Source organism: Pontiella sulfatireligans (assembly GCF_900890705.1).
Lineage (GTDB): Bacteria > Verrucomicrobiota > Kiritimatiellia > Kiritimatiellales > Pontiellaceae > Pontiella > Pontiella sulfatireligans.
Map to the genome: position 1 here is coordinate 3,534,160 of NZ_CAAHFH010000001.1, position 25,806 is coordinate 3,559,965.

Consider the following 25,806-nt stretch of genomic DNA (forward strand, 5'->3'; position numbering starts at 1 on the left):
TATCCTTTTCTGATAGCTCCAAGCCACATCGGAAGCTCGGGCTCGGCGGGCACTACCGTGCTACGGATGCAAGACCTTCAGGCGAAAAAAAAAGTTGGCGTTGGTGCCTCCATAGACTTTATGCTCGACTTCATCGTAGCCTGACGTATCCGACGAATTGTTCGTAGACCAATCCCACGAACTGTTCCAAACATTGGAAATTAGATTGTCCGTCCACTCTTGAATGTAGGTGATGCCGGGGTTGGAATGGATCAGCTCCAAGTTGAAGAAGCTGACATAGTGGTCGGGGTTGTAGGCCATCGACGGGGGCACCCCCTGGCTTGCCGGATTCGTCGGGTTTCCGCCAAGAGCGTATTCAACATAGTCGAGCTCGCCATCTTTATCAAAGTCGTTCGTTTCGACCCCCGTCGGGCTAAGGCCATAGAGCGCAACAAAATCATCCCAGCCGGAGGCCGGCGTGCCGGAAATTACCGTTGCCTTGAAGTAACGCAGGTCGGCATTTATATTCTCACCGCTGCCGGAAAGGTCGTAGTAGAGGCCTACGGATTTAATGTTTTTCATATCAATGGATGCGGAAGAGCCAATCGTGCCGTACCCGCTGGTGATCGGGGTGAATCCGGACCAGTTCAGCACCGATGCATCCGGCACAGAAAGCGAATTAAACGAGGCGCTGTTGGCGTTGTACTTCGTCAATTCCGTGCCCGCACTCGCATACCAATCCCCAGTCTCTTTCTGAATAATCCAATGGACGACGCCAGTGCCGGTGCCCCCCCACATTGCAACCCGGGTTTCCGCAGCAAGGCCGGCTAACGCGACGTTCCCCGCAGACAGGTTTTCCCAGACATACATGCAGTCATAGGTGGCTTGGTTTTTCCCTGACCGAATAGTATCGCCATACGTTGTGTTGAGTACCTGCTTGGCATTTCCGGAGCTGCTGGACGAGGTATTGAACACGGCCGACCGGTCGGTGTTGATCGGGTAGTAACTGGATCCTACCGCCGGATTGGCAGCTGTGCCTTCGATATAGGTTGTATTCTTAACCACAAAATCCTGATTGCCAGCAACGATATTGGTATCGCCGCCGGCTTCTCCCCATTGCACCGCCACGCTGACCACGGGGGGCACGCTCTGGTTTTCAGTTTTGAGCAGCAGAACATCGTAGGGTTCCATGGTCTGGATAGACGAAACCAATTGACCGATAAGGAGATCGCGGTAGTCCGCGCTATAGCCCGAAGAGAGCGATAAAGAAACGGTACGCGCGTCCTTGCTGACATTGATCAATGAAAGCGTGCTTTCGCCAGTCACCGGATCCACGGTCTGGGTAGCCAGTATGCCATAGGCCGGTTGTGCTCCTGAATCCGTGATGACCACATGAACGGCATTACTAAGCATTAGGGGATCCAGCGCATCACCGAGATCATTAACCATCACCGTGGCCACATCAAAATCCACCGATGCATACGGTGCTAGATTCGTGTTGTCGCTCGCTGCAAACCCAAGCTCGGTCTTCAAGAAGCTGGCCGTGGAACCGTTCACCAGCACCACGTTACCGCCCGCCTGTTCGAAGGCGAGTAATGCGACGTAGCTCGCATCCGAAATGAATGTGGTCGGCGGAACAACCACGGTCTGGCTCGAAACCGACAGCCCTGAAATATCAGAGGGCGTCGTGAAACCAACGCGGACGTTAAGCAGCTTGAGCGCTTCGTAGACCTCTTCCAGTTCCTCGACGTAGGCGAGGTTCTGAATCGCGGCTTCACCACAATAATAGACCATGAAATGGCGATCTTGCTTCACCAGACCCGTCACATCAGTTGCATGAGCATTGAGTTCCTTCATCACCCGACCGTAGGCGTCGAGCGCCGTCGGCTGCGTTAGGATGTCGCCGATAAAATCCGAATTCACGTTGAGGAAGTTCCCGTCGTTTTCACGTGCCCACACCCATGACTGAATGCAGTTCATGCCGTGCGTAAAACCCAGCCAGAGCGCAGACCGGACATAGTCGCGGTCCATCGAAAAATCGCGCCACTTGCCGGTGGCAAAGCCGTGCCATTCGGAATCGTAGTAGGGCTTGTCCGGGTAGAGCGATTTATAGAAATCGAGCATCATCGACTGCTCCCGCCAATCGAGCGTGTAGTGATTGGTCCATGTGGTGTCTATCTTGTTGGGTTGCATAATCGTCGCGTTTGCCGGGATGACATGGAGGTCGGCGCCGGTTACATCCATCAGGTTGGCGAGGTATTCCATATCCATCCCGTCGTCGCGCCAGGAATTACCCAACTGGCCGCCTAGGATTTTGATCGTTACCGGCTTGGAAAGCGGGTCGCTTCCCTGCGTTCCATCTTTCAGGAATTGGAAAAAGTCGTTTACACGGTCCATGTTGAACCGGCACCAGTCGTACCAGACCGGCCCTCCCTGAACGGTGCCCGCAGCAGTCGGATCAATCGGCATGGACATTCCGTTCATGGCTGCATTGAAGTCGGCATAAGACGTTCCATAGGTCGAGTTCAAGTTCGAGATGGTTGTGTATTTTTCCGTGAGCCAACCGTTGTAGTTGGTCATGGTGTTCGCTGATACGCCGTTGTCGGCCAACCAGCCTCCCGTGCGGGTTGCAAAGTTCGGTTCGTTCGCCAGCAGATGCATGCGGGGTTGGTCCCCCTGCTCTTCGCAAACTGGAGGGAGATAGCCTTGGAATAGATTCGTAAACCACCCGCGAATGTATGGGCTGTCCGTATCGTAGGTCACAAAGTTGCGCCCGCCGTCCACAATTTCCGGATGGGCATTCGTCATCCAGCTGGCGGCCTTGTGGCCAATGAAGTATTGCCCGAAAGCAATGTTGTCCGCATTTTGATCCGTCATGCTGTTGACGTCGTTATTAATCGCATTGGCTTTAACCGTAGTATCGTCCGACATATCCGTCAGCGCATAGTACGTTCCGCCCATGCGCCCGAACGCCGTCATCAAATCCTCGTCTCCGGGCATCCATGTAAAATCGCTGGGGAACACCGGCTCGCCGTTTCGCAACGCTGATCCGGGCCCGAAGCTCATGGCTCCCGTTGTGAAATCAACCGGGGCCTTTAGCACGACATTCGTGGCCAGCTGCGCCTGCAGCTCAGCAATCGCATTGCTCGACACTTCGAGGCACGACTGCATTTCGTCGAAGGGCAGGTTTACGGAATAATTCTGATCCGGCACCTTGGCGTGCCACCAGACATTGGTAAACGCCTCGTACACTTCGTCGGGGTTGCTCCGGTCGTACTGCGCGTAGGTCTGAAAACGGTCGATCACGACCTTGGAGACATAGGCATAGTTGGTGTCCACCCCGGCAACAGCCGCCTGAGCCATCAGATCTTCGAGCTGCGCCTTGCCGGCGGCTACATCGTTGGTCAGCTGCGTCCATGCGGGCTCGTCCGTATCGCCATCCCAGGCCAATGCAGGCAAACTGACCCATGCAATGCCGCAGCAAACCAACCACTTCAATGTGGAACTTATCATGATTATATAATCCTCTTTTGCAGCGATGCCTCGGAATGCCCGGGGAGATAGTCCCATAGACCTGTTTTGGCATGCGGCGTTCATCAACTATGATCGATATTCGACCACGAATTGCGCGAGGATTATATATGCGTTGGCGTAAAACATGTGCGCGATCCCGCCAACCAGCATCCAAAGGCTGAACTATGGCTTCCTACTTAAAGGTTTCCCGAACGCCGGAACCCTTTTTGACGTTCTGCAGCATGGCGTTCATCTTGGCCGTTTTTTCAGGGTGCACTTGCGCCAGATTGACCTGCTCGCTGGGATCGTCGCCCAAGTCATGCAGCGCCATCGCTATCGGAAGACGCCCTTTCGGCCATTTGGGCTTCGAAGGTTCGATAAACTTCCAGTCGTTATGGCGCAGGGCCAAGCCGAACGATTCTTCCACCATGAATTCGAGTCCAATCGGATCATCGCCAAGGAAGGCATCCAGCGTGTCTCGGCTGTCGACCGCCTCGTCGGCCGGAAGCTCGATGTCCAGCAACGCGGCGAACGAGGCCATAAAGTCGATCTGGTTCACCATGGCATCCGACAGGCCGGGCTTGATGCGCGCCGGCCAGCGCAGGATGAACGGCACGCGGGTGCCGCCTTCATAGATCTGGTATTTCCCGCCGCGCCAGATTCCTGAAGCATCGTGACCGTGATCCGACTCTTCCTGAGAGCATTCAACCACCGAGCCGTCGTCGTAGCCGTCGTCGTAGGCCGGGCCGTTGTCGCTGGAAAAGATAACAATCGTATTTTGAGTCAAGCCGTGCTTTTCAAGCGCCTTCATGATTTCGCCGGTGGCCCAGTCGAACGCCACCATGGCATCGCCACGGTGCCCGAGCTTGGTTTTGCCCCGGAAGCGCTTATGGGGATAGCGCGGCACGTGGATATCCTGCGAAGCGAAGTAGAGGAAAAACGGCTCGTCCTTGTGCGCGGCAATGTATTCTTTCGCCTTTCCGACAAACACATCCGTCAGCTCATCTTCCTGCCACAAGGCGGCCTTGCCGCCGGACATGTAGCCAATGCGGCCAATGCCGTTGACAACGCTATCGTCGTGGCCGTGCGTGCTTTGGTACACCGTCATGGCTTCGCGGTTGGTTTTGCCGTCGGGGTACTGCGTGCTTCCGGGCTTCTGCACATCGGCCAGCGTTTTCCCGACATAGATCGGGTCCGCCGGATCAAGGTTGACCACGCGATGGCCGGCGAGGTAGACGCAGGGAACCCGGTCGTTCGTGTTCGGCAGCAGATAGGAATAGTCGAACCCGATTTCAAGCGGGCCCGGCTTCACATCGCCGTTCCAGTCGGGGAGCTCGCCGGTCACCCCTAGGCCGAGATGCCACTTTCCAATCACTGCAGTTTGATACCCCGCCTGTTTAAAGAGCTTCGGCAGCGTCAGTTTGTCGGTCGGGATGATCAACGGCGCATTGGGAGGCAGAATGCGTGCGTTGTAGCGGAAGGCATGAATGCCCGTCAGCATCGAAAAACGTGACGGCGTGCAGGTGGCTGCCGAACAGTGGCCGTCTGAGAAACTAATCCCCTGCGCCGCCAGCCGGTCAATGTTCGGCGTCGGGATTAATTTTGACCCATAAACCCCAACATCGCCAAAGCCGACGTCATCGCCATAGATGATGACCACGTTGGGGGTGGCAGACGCCGCAACGGGTTTGGCGGACTTGGCCGGAGGCTTCGACGAGCCGGCGAAAACAGCCAGACCGAGCAGCAGCGGACTCAACAATACAATACGGAATACATTCATGGCCTTTCCTTCTATTTCAATTATTTGATGCGGAACAGTGCGACGCCATGCGGACGAACCTTAGCGAAAAGCAGCCGCCGAACGTCCCGACATCCATCTGCCTCCATACATCACGAATGCCTTTTTTACCTTCCAGCCCCGCCTCTTCCCAGCTTAATTTCACGACTCGGGCTTTGTCGTTGATGCTGAACAGCCCACCCGGCAACCAATAAAGTCGCGCCACTATATTTGTTTTCATGCCAACCTCCTCCTCGCTCAATGCCGCACCGGAAGCCAAACCGCGACGGACCGGTCTCCGATCCAATTCCACCAGATTGTTGTTTTGTTTAAGCATCGTTCCATCAATGCGACGCACGCCGCCTTTATTTGATGGTGTAAACTAAAGAACTGATCCAGTGCGCCATCTACCCACAATAACGCAAAAAATATATGCAATCACGTCGGGGCCTCCCACCCCGCACCGGCAGCCCCCTTGGCATGCGCATAAAAAAACCCCGCCATGAGACGGGGTTTTCGATTCGTTTTCCAAGAATTGGAAAACGGTGTTGCTAGTCAACCAGCAGCTTCAGGAACAGCTCGGAAGCCGCAGTGCCGACGTCGTTGGTGTAGGCACTCAGAACGCCGTCGGTTTTGCTCACAGACTCGATGCCATTGGTCGTCCAAGAGGGGAAGACCAGATCAGGCGTGGAGACCACGTACGCAACCACGGTATTGTCGCCGATCAGAGAGAATACATACTTCCCGCCGGAGGCAATAAAGTTCGGCTGCGTACCGATGTTGGTATCGTCCAACGGAAGACCGCCAAAGACATACTCTCCGTAGTTATTCAGCCCGTCGAAATCCGCATCTTGGGTCTTGCCATCGTTCACGCCCGGCGTCAATCCCTTCTCGATGGCCCATCCATCATATCCGGCAGGCGGCGGCTCAACAGCAACAAGCCCTGTTGCCGAGAACATTCTCGTGTTGGAAGCCTGGTACGCTCCATTGGTATTGTTCTGATCGGAATAATAGCCGACCGCAACGATGTTTGTCGTCGCGTCAAAACCAATCGAGGCCTCATTGGTAACCGTGGCCGACCCACCTGAGAGCGGTGTGAACTCATACCACGTCAGATCCGCCACGTTCTCCACGATGGGCGTGTAAGAATTGCCATAGCTAAACGCGTCACTGGCATACCAAGACAGGTCGCCTTTCTGCACCAGGAAGCGAACCTCGTTGGTCACCGCAGCGTTTTGGCCACGAATCTCCACGCCCAGGGTATTGAGCGACGCGCCTTCAATCAGGAAGTCATTCCAAACCACCATCTGCTGATAATTGGCCTGATTCTTCCCAAAGGCGATGCAGTCTGCGCCCGTGCCGCCATCTGAGACACTGGCACCACCATAGGCCGCACCGCACGCATAGTTAAACAGCGGAGAGCGGTCTGTATTGCTCGGATAATACGCAGCACCTAACGGACTGTTCGTGATGCCCTCGTTAAAGGTCGTATAATAAGGCGCAGCTTCGGTACCTGCCGTTCCCAACAAATTCATACTACTGGTAACAATGTCGGTTTCGCCGCCTGAAGCACCCCACTGAATCAGCTGAACAGAGACTGGCCCCGGTTCGGCCGTCGCCTTGAAGTAGCGCGTTTGAGTGTTGATGTTCGCGTATTTAGTCCCGTTGGTTACGCCATCCGAAATATTCCATATCGGTTGATTGGTCATGGAAATATAGTAACCCACGGAGGTGACGTCCGTCATCTCAATCGTCACCGGGGCTCCAACGGTTGCCGTTCCGCTGACCATGGGAGTGAATTCATTCCAGGTCAAAGCCGATGCATCCTCGACGACAATGGATTTAAAGCCGTCTTGGGCGCTTATTTCCGTCGCGTCGCTCGCGTACCATTGTCCTGTATTCTTTTCAATGATCCAGTAGAAATCCCCGGAGGCATACACAGTGCCTGTGGGCGCAACAGCCGAGACCTTGCTTTCCGTTGCAAGGGTTGCCAGCTTGGACTCGGAACCCAGTAAATCTTCCCATACGACCATGGCTCTATAGGTGTCGGCGTTTTTGCCCGATCCAATGAAGTCCCCGCCGCCATCCTCGACCACGGCCTTCTGGTTGCCTGTACTGGAAGACGCGTGGTTAAACACCGCGGTGCGCTCGACGTTGTTGCTGTAATAACTGTCGCCCTGCGGCGGACTCTTGACCTGGTTTGCCGTGTAGGTCGTGACATTGTTTTGAAAGTTTGTGGAAGCGGCAACAATAGTGGTATCTCCACCCGCCTCACCCCATTGCACGATTGTTTTATCCGTCGGAATCGGCCCGGGAATCGCTTCCGCCTTGAAGTAGCGAATCTTCGCGCCTTTCCACGAGGTGTTTCCATCGCCGTCGACATAAAAGTAATACCCAACAGATGTGATGTCCGTCATGTCGATCGTAGAGGCTGTTCCAGCAATCGTAACCGCGGCGGAACTGAACGGGGTGTATTCGTACCACGTGAGATCTGCAGCATTCGTTGCCGTACCGGCGCTGTAGCTGGTGGTCAGGTCTGTTTCTTCGCTAGCATACCACAAACCGCTGCCCTTTTGAATTAGGAAGCGGAAAACGCCGTTCGATGCAGCGGAGGATTTCGCGACTTCGATGGCCAAGGTGGTCAGTTGGTCATCCGTCGTCAGGAAATCTTCCCAGACAATCATGGCCTCGCGTTTTTCCTTGTTTTGCCCAACTTCGATATTGGCACCGCTGGTGTCGGTCTTTATCGACCGATTGCCCCACCTCTGGTCTCCTGAGAGATTGAATACGGCAGAACGCGTACCGGCGGTCACATTGGTGTAATACCCCGGATCTACCGGATTGGCTGTGGAATCCCGTCCCGCTGTAAACGTTGTTTTCACGCCGCCGGATACTTCAATAAGCTGCGTTTCACTGACAATGTTACTATCGCCACCGCTTTCGCCCCACTGCACAATCGTGCTTGCCTGCGCACTCATCGCCAGCGTCATGCCTACGGCGAATGCAAATATTGCTAATTGCCTCATCTTCTTCATCTTTTTTCCTCCGTGTTACGGTTTATCTGCTCCACTCAGCCGGCAGCCTCCCTGGCTGCTCTCCGCTGAATACACGTCAAGCACTGCACTTATTTCCTTCTGCTTGATGGTTGAAAGTAGAGCACCAATCCAGCGAGGCCTCTATATGCGATTGCGCAAAGGATATACCTTATCTCGCCAGTGCTTAATCCTGAAAAAAACCATTGAACCGCAGAGAACGCGGCTCCCGGGCGGTCATCCGCTATTTCCCTTCCTTCTATTTTTCACCTTTCTCAGGAATTTCTTACTGGGTAAAAAAATGATGGGTCGAAAGATTCCGAGCAACTCGCCTGACTCCTACTTATATGCTACTTCGTCGCTTCTTTTCACACAGAGGAACGCGGAGGACTTATTTGTTATGAAACCTCTGTGGCCTCAAGCGTAACGGGTGGTATTCCTATGGAATAACCGGCCTCCCAGCGACGGAAACGCAATCCGGTTCAAGGCGAAATAACGTATACCTTTTGCGCGATGACGTATTTCGCGAATCCCTCGATGTGTTAGCTTATGACGTCGTTTCGCGTAGAATGGGTTCCGCGCGGCCGTTTGGGTTCAATAGAAGTGAAGGGTCTTTATTATGAAAAATCTGTTTATATGCGGGTTCGCGCTTTGCACGGTGTTGGCCGAGGCAAGGGTTGTTAATGTAGCCGACCACGGCATTGTTCCAGGCAAGGATGCCACCTATGCGCTGAACCGATTGATTGAAAGCGTGCAAAACGAGCCGGACGTTACACTGAGCTTCCCCAAAGGGCAGTATGATTTCCATCCCGAAAACGCGTTGGGAATGCATCGGGCTGTGGCTAACCACGACAACGGCCTCAAGCGCATGGCCTTCCCGTTGTTCAACCACAAGAACATCACGATCGACGGCGGCGGATCCACGTTCATGTTCCACGGGCACATGATTCCCTTCACCATAGAAAGCGTTCAAGGCATTACCCTCAAAAACTTTTCCATCGACTGGATCCGCTCCTTCCACGACGAAATGCTCATTGTCGAAAGCAATGCCAAGGACAAAAGCGTTGTGGTTGAATGCGACCCATCGGTCTATCCCTATACCATCAAGGGTGGAAAAATCCTGTTCCACCGCTACAAGCAGGACGACCCAATCGGCTCAAACATGGTGTTCGATCCGGAAACCCGCGCCCCGATCTACAACACCCGCCTGTATACTATTAATGGGAAGAACGCTAAGATCACCCCGATCAGCAAGACGACCTTCAAAATTGAAAAAGGGTTCAAAAACGCGCCGCCGGTTGGAAGCATACTCGTAACGTATGGCAACCACCCGACCAGCCGCCTTTGCCCGGCCATCCACGTCACCAATTCCAAAGATCTGAAGATCAAAAACGTAACGGTCTATGAAGCCGGCGGCATGGGACTCATCGTCGAACGCACAGACAACATCACGCTCGACGGGATGAAGGTCACCTCCACCAAAGAGCGCATTGTTTCCACCCGCGCCGACGCCACCCACTTCATCGGCTGCAAAGGCACCATCAAAGTCGAAAACTGCCTGTTCGAGCACATGCTCGACGATGCCATCAACGTGCACGGCGCCTATGTCCCCGTGACCGAATACCTCGGCAACAATGAGTTCCTCTGCGACATCAGCCACTTCCAGCAATGGGGCCTGACCTTTGGGGAACCCGGCGACAAAATCGCCATTCTCTCCCGCGAAACCATCCTGCCGTTTTATGAGACCACGGTTAAAAACATCAAGGTGCTCAACGAACACCGATTCGTTTTGACCGTTACGGATGTGCCGGCCAACTTATCCAAGGGGCCGCTCTCCGTTGAAAACCTGTCATGGTATCCGGACCTTGTGTTCCGCAAAAACATTGTCCGCGAAAACCGGGCACGCAGCATCCTGGTTACCACCAAGGGCAAGGTGCTCATCGAGGACAACTATCTTTCCTCGCAGATGCACGGCATCTTGATCGAGGGCGACAACAACAAGTGGTATGAATCCGGCGCGGTGCAGGATGTTACGATCCGCAACAATGAATTCGTTAACATCGGCTATGCCGTGAGCGAACGCTACCCCCTGCTCGCCTCCCCGCTGTTTACCGCAAACCAACGCATGGGCGAAGGCCGCTACCACCGCAACATTGACTTTGTCGACAACACGATCAAAAGCTTCAACGGGCTGCTGGTCAAGGCCTGCTCCGTCAAGGGCTTGAATATTTCCGGAAACAAAATGGTATTCAGCACCGACTATCCGAAAGCCGACGAAGGCGAAGCCATCGTGCTGGAATACTGTGATGATGTGACGATCAAGAAAAACAAGGCTGCCGGCTTCGACAATCCCCTGGAAGTGTCCAAAACCGCTGACACCTCCAATGTAAAGATTGAACGCAACCCCGGCTTCAAGTCTCAAACAGACCGGAAACTGCAAGCCGCACTGAATTAAGGGCATATCCAGCGTTGTAGGGCGTGCCTCCCGAAGAGGGCGCGCAAGAAGCTGGGGCCACCAATAAAGAAGAGGAACATGATGAAAACCAAATTACTGGCCATTGCCGGGCTGAGTCTGATGCCCTTCTACATGTCCCACGGGGCGCTGGTCGTTAACGGGGACATGTCCTCGACCACGTATGCCACCGGCGGCAACAGCGCGACCACCTTGGACATCGACGCAGGCTGGGCGGTTAAGTCCTCAACGATCATCAGCCTTACCCAAAACCCGGGTGTGATCACCTGGAAGGCCACGACCGACGACATCAATGATGGCTTGGCCCAGATCAACTCGGTGACCTCCGAAACCGGCAGCGTCCTGACCTTAAGGTTCGATTGGACGGCGGTGTCGGGCTCCACCGCTCCGGACCTGGAATATCAAGTGATCGGCTGGAAGGTAACGGGATCCCCCACATTCGTCGCCAACCCCATGTTGAACTTCATCAACGGCGCCGCCCAGACCGCCGCTGGAATGATAACCGATGCATCCAACTACATGACGGTCCACGACCTGCTGGACAACGGGAACAATGGGGCGACTGCTAATTATACGGGAGCAACTAGCGCAATATTTGCCGGAACCGCAGGCTCAACAAACAGTGCCTCGATCACGATTGATCTCAGCGGATTTACTGCCGGTCTCAACGATGTAACCAACTACACCTATATCGGCGTCCGGTTCTGGATCAACGGTGCCCTTGCTGCGGATAATGCCAACGGAAGCTTCCTAGACAACGTCTCGCTGAGTACAGCCACTTCCCCCCCAATAACGAACACGTCACCCATCACGCCCCTGACCAGCCTCGACACCGGCTTCACCATCCAGAAATTGCGCACCGCGAAAGTTGGAACCAACACCCTCATTATTGGAAGCAGCTATGAAGGCGCTGTGCTGGGCATGGAGTATGACGGAACCGTGCTGTGGACGAACGAGCTGTCCGGCTTCATGAACCACGACGTCTGGTGCGATGACATCACCGGCGACGGCTCGGACGAAATTCTTCTGGCCAATGCCGATGGCTCCGTCTACTGCCTGAATGCCGCGGGCATGCTGCAGTGGCAGTTCAAGCCCAACAACGGCGGGCACCTGCCGCCGATGTATGCCGTCTGCGTAGTTCACGACGCCGGCACCCCATACGTGGTTTGCGGCCCCTACGACATGAGTATCTACTACCTGGATTCAACCGGATCATTGGCGAAGGAAATTGACTCCGCAACCTACTCAAAGGAGCGCCCGTGGGGGGACGACCGCCCGCGGGCCGGCTATGCCCACAACGCCAACTTCCTGCGCCCGATTCCACAATCGGACGGCTCCGAAAACCTGGCGGTGCTCGGCACCTGCAACCACATGCAGGCGAAGGGTTCGATCTACCGGTTCCACGCTTTCGACGACCTCCCCTTCAGCACCAACTCGACTCCCGGCCTCGATATGGCCGGCGACTTCCGGATATGCGATCCGGATGGAGACGGAACCAACGAAGTGCTGATCGGCACCTCCGGGCTCAACAGCCAGAGTGCGTCGCGGTTTGATCTAGCCAGCGAAACCAGCCAAGTGTATCCGCTCACCGCAATCGGCGATGCGGGCTACCGGGTCACACAGGTGGAAACCATTCCGGACGGTGCCGGGTTCCAGTATTTCATGATTTGCGGGACGCACATTGTTCTCCGGTCGAGCCTGGACACCAACGTGGTCGCCACTGTGGAAAAAATTGCCGGAAAATATTCCTACAACGACCTGTGGAAAGACCCGGCAAACGGGAAACTCCTGCTGGCCAGCGCCCAGAGCGGCGGCAGCTGCATCCACATCGTCGATCCGCGGCATGCCGACTGGAAAACCGATTTTGCCAACCTCAACCCGCCGGGGAAAATCCAAACCATTCTCGACAACACCGCACAGGTCTGGACCAACCTCGCCGGCTTCAGCAAACCGGCATGGGAGCGAGATCCGGTGGAGGTGGTGCTGACCTCGGCCAATCCGACGCACCCCGTTGCCATGGACATTCAGGCCAGCTACGACAGCCCCGTTTTCCTAAACTACTACTGGGACAACCACGTCCAGGATCCGCTCGACTGGGATCGCGACAACGTGCTCTCCAGCAACCCGACCTACCGCGACAAGCGCGACGGGCGCAAGAGCTACACTTGGGCACAGGCCCAGATCCTTGCCGACATCGAACCGGAACTCGACGATGGCGGCACAGGGCTGGCCATGTGGGGCGGGCACGGCAACGATCCCTACTACTACAGCCCGGAAACCCTCAGAAAGATTATCGATCTCGGCAATGGCGACAAGACCGTCCTGATCTGGCCGGAAATGAATGGCTCGTCCGTGGAATTCGAAATGGTGATGGATCATCTATTCTACCCGCTGGCCGAATATGCGCGCACCAACAACGCCAACATCTACGTCCGCAATAAAAATATTTTCTGGCAGGGCGCCGTTTATTTGCCGGCTTGGCAACGCATGCGCGATGGCGATTTCTCGGATATCTTTATTTCTGGACTCGAAGAAACCTCCGATAAAACACAGGACATGAGCATCGTGGGCCGCATGGGACTCTGGGCCAGCGGCGCCATGGACAACTGGGGCATGCGCTGCTCGCGCGACAACCCGAGTTTCGACCGCCAGCGCCAGCATTCCTACCAGCGCCTCCCCAATCATTTCCTGCGCAACATGGTCTACAACCTGGCCGGCGGCGCAACCACTCTGAACGTCACCTATGTCGAAGAGGACTACATGAGCCTCGCCTGGCAGCTGGTTGCCCAAGGCGCGCTCTACGTGCCGAAACGCGAAGAGATCGTCAGCTTCTCCCCCGTCCACCTCAGCATGACCGACCCGGACGAGCACTATCTCGACGACGGTGAAAACAACAAGTGGACCACGTTCTACAACCGCACCTTCGAGGAAACCAATTCGTTTGTCTTCAGTCGCATGAACGGAACCTGGCCGGCCGCCCCCAACACCGAGTGGGATTTCTCGCGCTACGCAGCCGGAGTGAAGGACCGACGCCAAAACTTTCTTCCGCCGTATAAAAACGGATTGGTGCTGGTCACCCCTCCGCAGGAAGGCGTCTTTGCCAACACCAACGCCGCGCGCGGCGCCATGACCAGCCATCTGCACCCGATGTATAAAAACATTCTGCAGGAATTCATTACCGATGGGCACCACTACTACTCGTCCACCGGGACGCAGCTGCCGCCGGCCAGCAACTACTACCACACCATCGAAGCGGCGATCACGAACAGCGCCAGCCAACTGCCGCTCACCGTCTCCGGCGATGTGGCATGGGTCTGCTCGCAGACCTCGTCCAACCACCTGCGCCTGACGCTCATCGACAGCGGCTACCTCAATCCAAAAGCCCGCACCGCGACCGTAGCCTTCAACACCGTCACCCCGACCACGATTACCGACGTGCTGGACGGCACCAGCTACAGCCCGGCCTCCACCGTTCAGATCGATGTGCCGCTCGGCCTGTTCCGCTTCATCGATATCGAGTTGTCCTCCCCTTTCTTCCCGAACAACGGCTGGGGCGAGTTTGCCAGCGAGCACGGCCTGACCGGAAATCCGTTGGCAGACCATGATGAAGATGGCGAAACCGACCTGCATGAATATGCCCTTGGCGGGGATGCAACCAACCACACCGTTCAGGCAATAGAACCGGTTCTCGCTTTTCTCCCAAACAACACTGTCAGCTTTTCCAATCTAGAGGTGGCTCACACCAATCCCGGCATAACCTACATGGCCGAGTGGACCGACAACCTGATGACGGACGCGTGGAGCAACGCGTGGGATTCGGTTGTCCCCGGTCCGGCCGCTTTGCCAGGCTTCAACCACATCCAACGGCAGATCTACGGCGGAACCAATGACAACCTGTTCTTCCGCCTGCAAATCAGGTTGCCCTGAGCGTGTTGCAGTGCTCCCACTGGCACAATAGCATACATTATTGGCAGACTAGCATATAGACCTGTTTCCTATTGCTGGTATCTTACTCTGAGTAGAACCGGCTCAATAAAGACGGTAAAAAGGCTAAGCATAAATGCCTATTGTGGTGTCTAATCCTGCAACAAGCAGGTAAACGAAGAGGAGTTATCATGAAAAAATGGGCAATTACATTCGGACTGTTCCTGATGCCTCTATGCATGTCGCACGGGGCGCTTGTCGTCAACGGCGATATGTCCTCGAACTCTTATGCCACCGGGGGCAACAATGCCACTTTCGTGGATCTCGACCAAGGCTGGGCGGTCAAATCGCAGGCCAATCTGGACTACGATACCAATCCCGGCAAGATGACCTGGGATGGGCCGACGGATATCCTGCTCGAAGATTCGCTGGCACAGATCAATTCAGTAACGACCGAAACAGGAAGCGTTCTGACCCTTGCCTTCGAATGGACTCCTGCAGCAGGAGCGTCCTCGACCAACACCAGCCTGGACTACCAGGTCGTCGGCTGGCAAACCAACGGCATTTCCGCTCCCGTTGCCACCGACATTTTCTTCAACAATATCAACAGCGACACCAAAAAAGTTTCTGGCCTGTCTACTAAAGCAAATGTCATTGACCTGCTGAACGGAACCAACCATGGCACAGAAAGTCCGACGCCTGGCTTTGGCACCATCACCGGTTCTGCGGGTGCAACAACAAACGCTGTGGTTGCAATCAATCTCAGTGGATATGGCACGGGACTGAATGATGTTGGCGATTATGACTATATCGGCGTCCGGTTCTCTATTGGCGGCGACCAGATTGACTTGAGCGCCACTGGAAGTACGCTCGACAATGTACAACTGACCACTTCAAACGTAACGAACATTCCCGACCCGACCGCCAGTTTTTTTAACGACACCATTTCCCTGGTCAGTTCCAACGTGGATCTGGTGGCGGATTATGGGGCCAGCGGATCCGATACCACTGACGACTCTGTCGCACTCCAGACTGCGATCGACGATATGACCCTGCTTCCGAACGGCGGAAAGATCACCATTCCAAGCGGAACATTTTACCTGGTGGGCATACTGCTTAAGTCCAATGTGCATATCGAGATTGATCCGGGCACAACGATTCGAACCGCAACACCGGCCGCAAATGGAACCATTTTCGCGTTTGGTCTGAGCGGAAGCGGTGCCGACGCCCTGGTTACCATTTCAAATATCAGCATCCGTGCTTCATCGGGCCGTTTTACGGTGGATATCTCTGATGTGGCTCCCAACCCAACCTACAAGGTTGCGGTCGTTAACTGCAAGAATGCGGACAACTTCATGATTGCCGATTGCAACATAATCGAAAACCACACACGGCTCTCTTCCTTCACCTTCAATCTCGCGGAGGATGGTGGTCAGTACTTCCGACCCCGAAATGGTCTGGTCAAAAATGCCGACAACCTATACGGACACTATGGATACGGCATGATTCAGGTGCAGTGCGGATACAACATCATGTTCACAAACCTGACCGGAACCGGCGGTGTGACACTCCGGCTGGAATCGGGAGCTAACGATGTTGCCGCCGCTCCGCAGTCCATCAATATCGATCAGATTTACGCCCGCAACATCTCCATCACCAATGGGCACTACGCCCTCATGATGGGCCCTCACACGCGGGAGAACGGCCATGTCGATGCGGATGGCATCTACGCGGTTGGCTCGCTGATGGCGGCAAGCTGCGGACGCGGATTTGCCACTGCCGAGGAAATTGCACTGGGCCAAACGCCCGGATTTTTTGCAGGCTCATCGATCGTTAGAAATGTGCATGCGGTATACGGTTCATCGGGCGCCCAGTTCAAAGGTAAAAACATGGATGACGTGCCCTGCCAACTCAGGCATCTGATTTCGACCAATGCCTTCCCTTACGACACGGCAGGGGAAATCTATCCGGGGCCGTCAGCTGCCGCGGCCAGAAACTCTGATCCGGACATTACCTTCTCGAACGTGACCCACTCAGGTTTTGTCTATCAGCCAAAGGCCTTGCTGTCGGGCGAACCGTGGGAAGACCTGGATGCCGACCTGGCCAATCTATATGTAGGATGCAACCCGGTTCCGGTGGACGGCGTCACGATCTCCCAAACCAACCTGAGCCTGAACGTGACTAAAAGCGCCGCGCTCGGCGCAACCGTAAGCCCGGTCAATGCAACGGACACAAATGTGAACTGGATCTCCGATAACCCGGCGGTTGCCATCGTCAGCGAGAGCGGTTTGGTAACGGCATTGAATGCGGGTACGGCCAACATTACCGCAAGAACGGTCGACTGGGGATGGTTCGATACCTGTGCACTTACCGTCTCCGGCGGCGGAGGCGGCAGCTGGACCCAGCTGTCGAGCAATGATTTTGAACTCGGATGGGGCGACTGGGAATCCGGAAACACGAATGATGTCTTCCTTTCCACCAACAATGCCATAGGTGCTCAATGTGTAAACCTGCAGGACGATACAGCAACAGCCTACATGGCTTTGTCCAGCGCTTTGGATCTGACCCCGTATACCAGACTGAAACTCGAGTTCTCTCTCTATTCAGTCAAGATGAATTATTCCCATGAACTGGTGCTGGAATACAGCGACGACGGCGGTTCGAGCTGGGCGACAGCAGACAACTGCCTGTATGGCTTTGAGTTCGACAATACCGAACGCGTAGAAATTTCGTTGATCATTGATGACGTGAGCCAAAACCTTACGAACAACATGAAGGTTCGGATTCGTTGCAACGCGGGCTTTGACGGGGACGACGCCTATATCGACAATGTGGTCATCTCCGCATTTGCCCGGTCAGGCTGGGGAGAGTTTGTTGCCGATTACGACCTGAGTGCGGTTTCAACCAACGATTCAGACAACGACGGACAGTCCGATATCTACGAATATGCCCTTGGAGGAAATCCCACCAACGACGCGGTTAAAGGCGCCCTCCCCACGCTCGCCTACGGCACCAACGACATGGTCAGCTTCTACAACTGGCAAGTGAATGCCTCCAATCCCGGCATCTCCTACATGGCGGAATGGACCGACAACCTCGTAACTGGCATTTGGAGCAGCGCGTGGGATTCAACCTCCAGCACGGCGACCACCAATTCCGCCTACAACGAGTCTGAGCGCCAGGTCTACGGAGGCACCACCGACAACCTCTTTTTCCGCCTGAAAATTTCACAACCTTAAACACGCCCCGTTACCGCATTCCATTGCAAAACGAGGAAAGCTGGCAAAATTGCGCATATGTTTTGCTCGATTACATATATACCGATGTTACGAACGAGCATAGCTTTGAGTTTCATTGCAGATAGGTTGCAGTGGGTAAACCAAGCTAATGATGAAAACAAAAGGAGAATAATGATGAAAAAATGGATTATCGCATTAACGGTCGTCGCCGTTGCGTCCTGCGCGCAGGCAGTAATTATTGCTGACGGAAATACCGATTGGGCCGGCGACCGGGTTGGCTGGAGCTACCAGTGGAACCCCACCGGCGCCGCGATTGGAACAGCATCGGGTTATTCTGCGCTGACATTTAGCGGAACCGTCAACTCCCTCGTTGACGCGACTGCCGCAACGTCCGATTATACGAACTCACACAACACAGCACTGGCCACTGACACGGAAACGGGTTTCTGGAATCCAAACTCTACCGATACCGCCGGCACAGGAATTGAATGGATACTGGGAGGCGCAGATGCAGTCAACTCCACCGATGGCTTGGCTCACTATGCCATCCTTGGCTACACCATCCAGTCCGGCGATCTGGCGGCAGGCAATGAAATCACCACGACTTTCGATGGATTCATTTCCAATTCTGGCCAAGGTGGAGAAATCTTGGTTTTCATCAATGATACCCAGGTACATTCCGATAGCGGTACTGGTAACACGTTGGATGTCACCGAAGTTAGCCTCGGAACGGTCAGCGAAGGCGACACGATCTACTTCGCGGCAAGGGGCTTGGATTCCGCTGATACCAGAAACTTACAGCGAATCTACATGGCTACATACCAACTCTCTGCGATTCCGGAACCGGCCACGCTCGGCATGCTTGCAGCCTTTGGAGGCGGCATCTTGTTCATCCGTCGCAGGTTCATGATGTAGCAACGTAATTCTTTGTTTCAGAAAACGGCGTGGCCCTCGGGTTCACGCCGTTTTTTTGGTTCATGATCCGTAGGATCGCCTGTGCTTTTTTGACTAAATCGCACATGTATTTGAAACAAATCCATATATCCATCTGGAAAAAACTATGTTTTAGTTGATGTATATTCGGCCTACGCTGTCGAATCGAAGAGAGGAATCAAAATGAAACTTAAAACAGGTTTGATGGTATGCGGTCTGGTACTGGCGGTAAGCACACAGGCCATCGTGATTAACTTCACCGAGGTCGGATACACCAATGTCGGCTCTGTCTCCGTCGGTTCGGTTGCGGTGGGCGGAACCGCCACATCGACCACCTACACCGTATCCGGCGTGGATCTCGACGGTGACAGCACCAACGACTCATTCACGGTGCATATCGATGTATCTAGCAGCAACGGAGCCATCAGCTGGGATGCGGGCGGTGACGAGTACGACCACAACGGCAACTCACTGAACATTGGCGAAGACATGACGTTTGAATATGCCGGTATTTCGGGAACGTTTTCAGGGGGAGGAACAGCCACACTCAACAGCTTCACATTCACGGAAATCGAAATGAAGCGCTGGCAGGCATTCAAGGACGCCTACGTCATTGTGCAGTCCAGCACCACCGGTGCTGTCCAGACCGCGAACACATACGCCCTGTCCGATGATGACTTCACCATTGTACCGACGGATCATCCAACCAACACCGTCGAGACCTGCTCCTTTAATCCTACTCGTTTCAATTTCACGGTGGATGTTGACACCCCGCTGCTGGATGACGGGCTGCAAAGTTTTGAGACGGGTTATACTGTTTACCAGGTCCGGACAGCCCGGAACAGCGGCACTTATATTGTCGGCAGCAGCTACGAGGGAACCGTATTCGGCATGTCCACCAACGGCGAGATGCTCTGGACCAATGAACTTTCAGGGTTCGTCAACCACGACATATACTGCGAAGACCTCACCGGAGATGGTGTGGATGAAATCCTGGCGGCCAATGCGGACGGCACACTCTACTGCCTGGACAGCAATGGAGATGATCTCTGGCAATTCAAGACCAACAACGCCCTGATGAACGCCGTGTGCGTGATCCACTCCAACACGACCCCCTATGTGGCCTGCGGCGGTTTCGACCAACGGCTCTACTGGCTGACGGCCTCCGGTCAGCATATCAAAACGGTCCACTCCGACACCTATTCGCAGGATACCACATGGGGCGATGTGCCCGCGCCTCCGCCGGACGGCGAACATAATGTTAATTTCCTGCGGGTCATGAAGTATCCCGACGGCTCGGAAGATCTGGTCATGCACAGCACCGTGGGCTGGTCGTCTAAAGGCCATCTCTACTGGTTTGACCCTTTGGCCGATATGCCGCACCAGACCGACAAGGTTGACAAGGCGTTTGCCACCGACAACGCCGGCTATATTTCGGAATACGACACAGATGGCGACGGCACCAACGAGTTCTTCATGGGTAGCTCCGGACACCGGGATTCGGCCTGCATGACCAAGTTTGACCCTGCAACGCAGACATTCAGCATGTTCTCCATTACCGATGCCTTTTCCCTCAGCTCCTACTCGGATACCCATTACAAGGTGGCGGAACCGGTCGTCATCCCGGACGGAACGAACTATCTGCACCTGATTCTGCACGGCCACCACATCCTGCTCGTTCAACCGGACATGAATACCAACTCCGTGGAGTTCCTGAAAAGCTCCTATTCCTTCTACGACGTATGCACCCTTCCCGACCAACCGGAAACGCTCATCCTTTCGAGTGTGCAGAGCGGCGGTAGCTGCATTCATCTGCTGAACACCAGCAACGCGTTCTGGAAATCAGCCTTTATCAACCTCGAGCCGCCCGGAAAAATCGCAACCATTCTTGCCAACACAGATAATGTTTGGTCGAACCTCGCCTCGTTCACTCAGCCCGGATGGGAGAATCCGGAAACGGTCTATCTAATGACCGACCAAGACGACCTCGGCCCTCTCGGCGGCTATTTCCACGATATTACAAACAACTATGCCAGCCCGGTTATGCTCAACTGGCTCGGCGCATTTCAAAAACAGACAACCAACTGGCGCACGTCCGCAAACGGGTTCACAAATGAAGAGTACAGCACGAGACTTAAGGGCGATATATCCGCCTATTCGCTCACGCAGCAGCAGGCGGTCGATCAGTTTACTCCCCACTATGCCGGCGTACCGGGTATTGCGGCCTGGTTCGGGCACGGGAACGACCCCAACTGGTATCAGCCGGAAACGATCACCAACATCCTCGACAATGCAGCCGGAAAAATAACGGTCATGCTGTGGCCGGAAACCGGCGCCGATTTCACAACGAACTTCACGTTTGTTCTGGATTATCTGTTCCATCCCGTTGCGACCCACGCACAGGGAAGAAATGCGATCGTCTATTTCCGCTCAAAAGGACCGCAGTGGCAATCGGATGTCTACCGCCCTCACTGGAGCCGCTTCCTGTCCGGCGAGTTTGCAGATTCCTTCGTGCCGGCTCTCGAAGAAACCGGCACCCGCTCGCCGGATCTGAGTGTGGCCGGGCGCATGGGCCTTTGGGCCAGCGGCGCGGCCGATGCCTGGGGCGCACGCGCGGTGCCGGACAATGCCCGCTATTACAACCAGCGCAACCACTGCAACCAGCGTCTGCTTAACCATTTCCTGCGCAATTCGATCTACAATATCGCCTGCGGGGCCCGGTATATTAACAACTTTGACTCAACCGATGAATACATGAGCATCCTTTGGGGCCTGATTGCCAAAGGCGCGCTCTATGTTCCGCAGCGTTCAGAGATCGTCAGCATCAACCCGGTCTTCCTCGGCATGACCGAGCCCGACGCGCGTTTCGATGCCCAGGACCGGCAGGAAAAGTTCAGCACCTGGTACGACGAGACATGGGAAGCAAATAACCCGATGGTCATCAGCCGCAAGGGAACGGAATGGGCCGGCTCGCCCGTTACCGAGTGGGATTTCTCACGCTACGCCTCCGGTGTCAAGGAGCGTCGCTCCGACTACCTGCCCCCCTGCCCGAACGGGATCGTCATGATCGCTCCGCCGCAACAGGGAGTGTTTGCCGACACCAACGCCGTACGCGGCGCGATGGTTGATAACTTGCACCCGATGTACAAAAGCATCCTACAGCAGTTCAACTCGGATGGCCGCGACTATATTTCGGCTGATGGCACCACGACATACGATGCGGACACCTACTACACCGATATCGAAGCAAGCATCACCAATGCGGCCAAACAGCTGCCGCTGACTGTTTCCGGCGACGTGGCCTGGGTTTGTGCGCAGACAGCTTCAAACCATCTGCGCCTGACGCTGATCGACAGCGGCTACCTCAACCCGAAGGCGCGCACCGCCACCGTGACCTTCAACACCGTTACGCCGGCCGCCATGACCGACATGCTCGACGATACGGACTTCACCATTACCGATGCAACGGCAACCGTCGATGTCCCGCTCGGTCTGTTCCGCTTCATCGATATCGAGCTGAGCGAACCGTTTTTCCCATCAAACGGATGGGGGGAATTTGCAAGCAACCATGGACTGACCGGCAATTCGCAGGCCGACAAGGACAACGATGGACAGATTGATCTCCATGAGTTTGCCCTCGGCGGCAATCCGACCAACCCAAGCGCGCTTGGAACCGCACCTTCCATCGCATACGGCGCGGACGACAACGTCAGCCTCTTCAACTGGGAATCCGCCCACACCAATCCGGGCATCACCTACATCGCCGAATGGACGGACAACCTGGTTTCCAATGATTGGAAAAACACATGGGGTTCAACAAACAGTACATCGACCGCTAATCCAGCCTACAACGAAACTGAGCGAAAGGTTTACGGAGGCACCAACGACAACCTGTTTATGCGGTTAAAAGTCTCCCAGCCTTGAGTTCCAGCCTCTGGAAAGTTCCAACCTTTGGGAATGTGGCGAAATCCCGTACAAATAAGACGCAAGAGTGCATGTCATTCCCGTCCAATTTATTCATCCTTATGCGTTATGTCGGAAACCCAACAAGGATCGCGAAAAACTATGAATACTAAAGCCGCTCTGATTTCCACTTTGGCGTTGGCCGTGACTACCATTCACGCACAACCCATCACAAGCATCGACACTGGCCGCACCATCAGCAAAGTGCGCACGGCCAGCAAGAACGGTGCGACCTATATCGTTGCCAGCTCCTACAAAGGAACGGTCATGGCTATCAGCCCCAAAGGTTCCATTGGCTGGAAAAACGAGCTGTCCGGCTTTATGAACCACGATGTCTGGTGCGCGGACATCACCGGAGACCGGACCGACGAAATCTTTGCCGCCAATGCCGACGGCTCCCTCTACTGCCTTGATTCCAATGGCAAGCTGCTCTGGACATTCAAGCCTAACGAAGCGCCGATGAATTCGGTCTGCGTCGTTCATAAAGACAAGACGCCATACGTTGTTTGCGGCGGATACGACAACCAGATTCACTATCTGTCGACGGCCGGCGAGCTGGTCAAAACGATCCACTCCAATACCTATTCGAAGGAAAAGCCGTGGGGCAAGGGTCATAAAATACTTCCGCCGGCCAACACGCACGAAACCAACTTTGTCCGTCCGCTTCGCCGGGCAAACGGAACCGAAGCCTTGGTTGTGCATGGCGCCATCTGGAGCACGTCCGCCGGCGGATCGCTCTACTGCTTTGAACTGCTCGAAGAAAAACCCTACCAAATCTTCAAGTCCAAAAGCGGCGTTGGCGATCTGCGCTCGGTTGATGTAGACGGCGATGGCAACGATGAAGTCATCATCGGCGCAACCTCCATGATTCAGAACGCGCATATCAGCGTGATCGACCTCAAGAAAGAGGAACAAAAACAATTCCAGCCTTCCAGTCTTCGGAAACAGATCGACGGATTCGGGTATCGCGTCGTCCAATCGGAACTCATTAAACAGGGCAATGAAAAACAGTTGTTCGTTCTGTTTGGTTCCAAAATCATTCTGCTCCCGATCGATCTCGATGAGGCCGATCCAAAAAAAACGGAGGTGCTGGCAAACCGTTTTTCCTACAACGACATGTGGAAGGCCGAAGACAAAAACATCATCGTACTCGCCAGCGCCCAGAGCGGCGGAAGCTGCATCCACCTGATCAACCTCGATTCCAAAGACTGGAAAACCGAATACGCCAACCTGGCGCCGCCCGGAAACATTACAGCCATCCTTGAGAAAACCGCCGAAGCGCGGGAGCAGCTTAAGTCGTTCAAAAAGCCCGCATGGGAAAAGGATATCCCCACCGTGACGTTCATTTCTGAAAGCCGCAAAGGTTCCGGCGGCCCCTATATTGAAGCCATCGAAAAAGCCGGATACAAGAGCCCGGTCTTTCTGGGCGGGAAACATCTTCCACGGGTGGAAAACGTCGACCGAACCAACGTCCATCCCGACTATCAGAAAAAGCGCGACAAACGGAAAAAATATGTCCTGACCAGCGATGAGATGACCAAAGAGCTGGTCGACACCTTCGAGGGAGTCCCCGGAATCGCCTACTGGGGAGGGCACGGCAACGATCCCTACCAGACCAGCCTCGAAACCCAGAAAAAGATTTTCGATGCAGGGAAGGCCAAAGGCAAGAAGGTCGTCACCATCTATCCCGAGCTCGAGAACCACGACGACGCCTTTGCGCAAGTGCTGCAAGACCATTTCTATCCCATGGCTGCACATGCACAGAAAACGGGAAACAATATCTTCGTTCGCACCAAGCATGCCTTCTGGAACGGGATCGCCTATATGCCGATGTGGTCCGGCCTGATCTCCGGCGAATATGCCGATGTATTTATTCCTGCTCTGGAAGAAACGACCGATAAGACCATGGAAGTCAGCGTCGCCGCCCGTCTTGGAATCTGGACGGCCGGTTCGGTGGACCAATGGGGTGCACGCTGCGCGCGCGACAACACCAGCTTTGACCGCACGCGCCAGCACTCGCACCAGATGCTGCCGAACCATTTCCTCCGCCAGATGATCTACAACATTTCCTGCGGCGCCACCTACCTCAACAACTTTTCGGTGGATCAGGACTACATGTCCTTCCTCTGGGAGCTGATTGCCGAAGGCGCGCTCTATGTGCCCGCCCGCAACGAGCTGCTCAGCCTTTCCCCCGTCCACCTCAGCATGCTGGAGCCCGACGAACGCTTCCTCGATACCGGCAACAACGTCAAGTGGATGACCTTCTTCAACCAGGAGGAGGAAGACGCCAACCCGATGGTCTTCGGCCGCCTCAACGGCACCTGGCCGGGCGCACCCGTAACCGAGTGGGACTTTTCGCGCTACGCCGCCGGCGTCAAGGAACGCCGCCTCAACTACCTGCCGCCTTACGCCAATGGCATCGTGATGCTCACCCCGCCTCAGGCCGGCAAGTTTGCCGATCGCGCCGCGCCGCGCGGCAAGCTGACCGACCACCTGCACCCGATGTACAAGAACATCATGAAGGAATACATCACCGACGGCCGGAACTATTATTCCGCCGACGGCACCCAAACCTTCGTGGCGGATGAATACTACAAAACCATCGAAGCCGACATTGCGGCTAGCGCCAAACTGTTGCCGCTGACCGTCTCCGGCGACGTTGCCTGGGTCTGCGCGCAGACCGCCCCCACCCACCTGCGCCTCACACTGATCGACGGCGGCTACATCAACCCATCCGCCAAAACCGCCATCGTAAAATTCCAGACCGTGCAGCCCGTTAAAATGACCGACCTGCTAAGCAAGGAAACCTTCGATCTGGGCTTGGAGGGGCAGACGCCGTCTGCCCAGGCGCACAGCGTGCGCCCCTCCATTCAAATCGAAATTCCCACCGGCCTCTTCCGCTTCATCGACATTGAGCTGAAGGATTCGTTTTAATGAAAACAAACGCTGCGCAGCCGAAAACAGGAAACAGAT

At 55.1% G+C, this 25,806-nt stretch carries 10 protein-coding genes; 6 read left to right on the forward strand and 4 right to left on the reverse strand.

The annotated features are described in order from the left end of the window. Nucleotides 1-60: 60 nt before the first annotated feature. The 4 genes from SCARR_RS12400 to SCARR_RS12415 form a co-directional block, all read right to left on the reverse strand. Nucleotides 61-3,492, reverse strand: a complete 3,432-nt coding sequence (locus SCARR_RS12400) for a beta-galactosidase (RefSeq protein ID WP_168433272.1) — start codon at nt 3,490-3,492, stop codon at nt 61-63. Between the two features lie 193 nt (nt 3,493-3,685). After that, nucleotides 3,686-5,272, reverse strand: a complete 1,587-nt coding sequence (locus tag SCARR_RS12405; protein WP_136061885.1) for a sulfatase family protein — start codon at nt 5,270-5,272, stop codon at nt 3,686-3,688. Nucleotides 5,273-5,288: 16 nt separating this feature from the next. After that, on the reverse strand, nt 5,289-5,510 hold the full coding sequence (locus SCARR_RS12410; RefSeq protein ID WP_136061886.1) for a hypothetical protein: 222 nt from the start codon (nt 5,508-5,510) through the stop codon (nt 5,289-5,291). Between the two features lie 310 nt (nt 5,511-5,820). Beyond that, nucleotides 5,821-8,304: a hypothetical protein gene (locus SCARR_RS12415; protein WP_136061887.1), complete on the reverse strand. Its 2,484-nt coding sequence runs from the start codon at nt 8,302-8,304 to the stop codon at nt 5,821-5,823. Between the two features lie 616 nt (nt 8,305-8,920). Between SCARR_RS12415 and SCARR_RS12420 the strand changes: the two genes are divergently transcribed. The 6 genes from SCARR_RS12420 (at nt 8,921) to SCARR_RS12445 (ending at nt 25,767) form a co-directional block, all read left to right on the forward strand. Further along, nucleotides 8,921-10,756 carry a right-handed parallel beta-helix repeat-containing protein gene (locus SCARR_RS12420; RefSeq protein WP_136061888.1) on the forward strand — a complete coding sequence of 612 codons (1,836 nt, stop codon included), beginning with the start codon at nt 8,921-8,923 and terminating at the stop codon, nt 10,754-10,756. 78 nt (nt 10,757-10,834) lie between these two features. After that, nucleotides 10,835-14,701 (forward strand): S-layer family protein, encoded by a 3,867-nt coding sequence (locus tag SCARR_RS12425; RefSeq protein WP_136061889.1) that lies wholly within the window; start codon nt 10,835-10,837, stop codon nt 14,699-14,701. Between the two features lie 188 nt (nt 14,702-14,889). Next, nucleotides 14,890-17,937 (forward strand): Ig-like domain-containing protein, encoded by a 3,048-nt coding sequence (locus SCARR_RS12430; RefSeq protein WP_136061890.1) that lies wholly within the window; start codon nt 14,890-14,892, stop codon nt 17,935-17,937. A 171-nt stretch (nt 17,938-18,108) separates the two neighbouring features. Then, entirely contained in the window at nt 18,109-18,852 is a 744-nt protein-coding gene (locus tag SCARR_RS12435; RefSeq protein ID WP_168433273.1) for a PEP-CTERM sorting domain-containing protein, read from the forward strand. Between the two features lie 201 nt (nt 18,853-19,053). Continuing rightward, the gene (locus SCARR_RS12440) at nt 19,054-22,794 is read left to right on the forward strand and encodes a PQQ-binding-like beta-propeller repeat protein (protein WP_136061892.1); all 3,741 of its coding nucleotides are present in this window, start codon (nt 19,054-19,056) and stop codon (nt 22,792-22,794) included. A 141-nt stretch (nt 22,795-22,935) separates the two neighbouring features. Further along, on the forward strand, nt 22,936-25,767 hold the full coding sequence (locus tag SCARR_RS12445) for a PQQ-binding-like beta-propeller repeat protein (RefSeq protein ID WP_136061893.1): 2,832 nt from the start codon (nt 22,936-22,938) through the stop codon (nt 25,765-25,767). Nucleotides 25,768-25,806: the final 39 nt, after the last annotated feature.

Excerpts from the sequence above, each read along its gene's own strand:
- SCARR_RS12400 (WP_168433272.1), bottom strand. The coding sequence starts at position 3,492 with ATGATAAGTTCCACATTGAAGTGGTTGGTTTGCTGCGGCATTGCATGG.
- SCARR_RS12405 (WP_136061885.1), bottom strand. The coding sequence starts at position 5,272 with ATGAATGTATTCCGTATTGTATTGTTGAGTCCGCTGCTGCTCGGTCTG.
- SCARR_RS12410 (WP_136061886.1), bottom strand. The coding sequence starts at position 5,510 with ATGAAAACAAATATAGTGGCGCGACTTTATTGGTTGCCGGGTGGGCTG.
- SCARR_RS12415 (WP_136061887.1), bottom strand. The coding sequence starts at position 8,304 with ATGAAGAAGATGAGGCAATTAGCAATATTTGCATTCGCCGTAGGCATG.
- SCARR_RS12420 (WP_136061888.1), top strand. The coding sequence starts at position 8,921 with ATGAAAAATCTGTTTATATGCGGGTTCGCGCTTTGCACGGTGTTGGCC.
- SCARR_RS12425 (WP_136061889.1), top strand. The coding sequence starts at position 10,835 with ATGATGAAAACCAAATTACTGGCCATTGCCGGGCTGAGTCTGATGCCC.
- SCARR_RS12430 (WP_136061890.1), top strand. The coding sequence starts at position 14,890 with ATGAAAAAATGGGCAATTACATTCGGACTGTTCCTGATGCCTCTATGC.
- SCARR_RS12435 (WP_168433273.1), top strand. The coding sequence starts at position 18,109 with ATGATGAAAAAATGGATTATCGCATTAACGGTCGTCGCCGTTGCGTCC.
- SCARR_RS12440 (WP_136061892.1), top strand. The coding sequence starts at position 19,054 with ATGAAACTTAAAACAGGTTTGATGGTATGCGGTCTGGTACTGGCGGTA.
- SCARR_RS12445 (WP_136061893.1), top strand. The coding sequence starts at position 22,936 with ATGAATACTAAAGCCGCTCTGATTTCCACTTTGGCGTTGGCCGTGACT.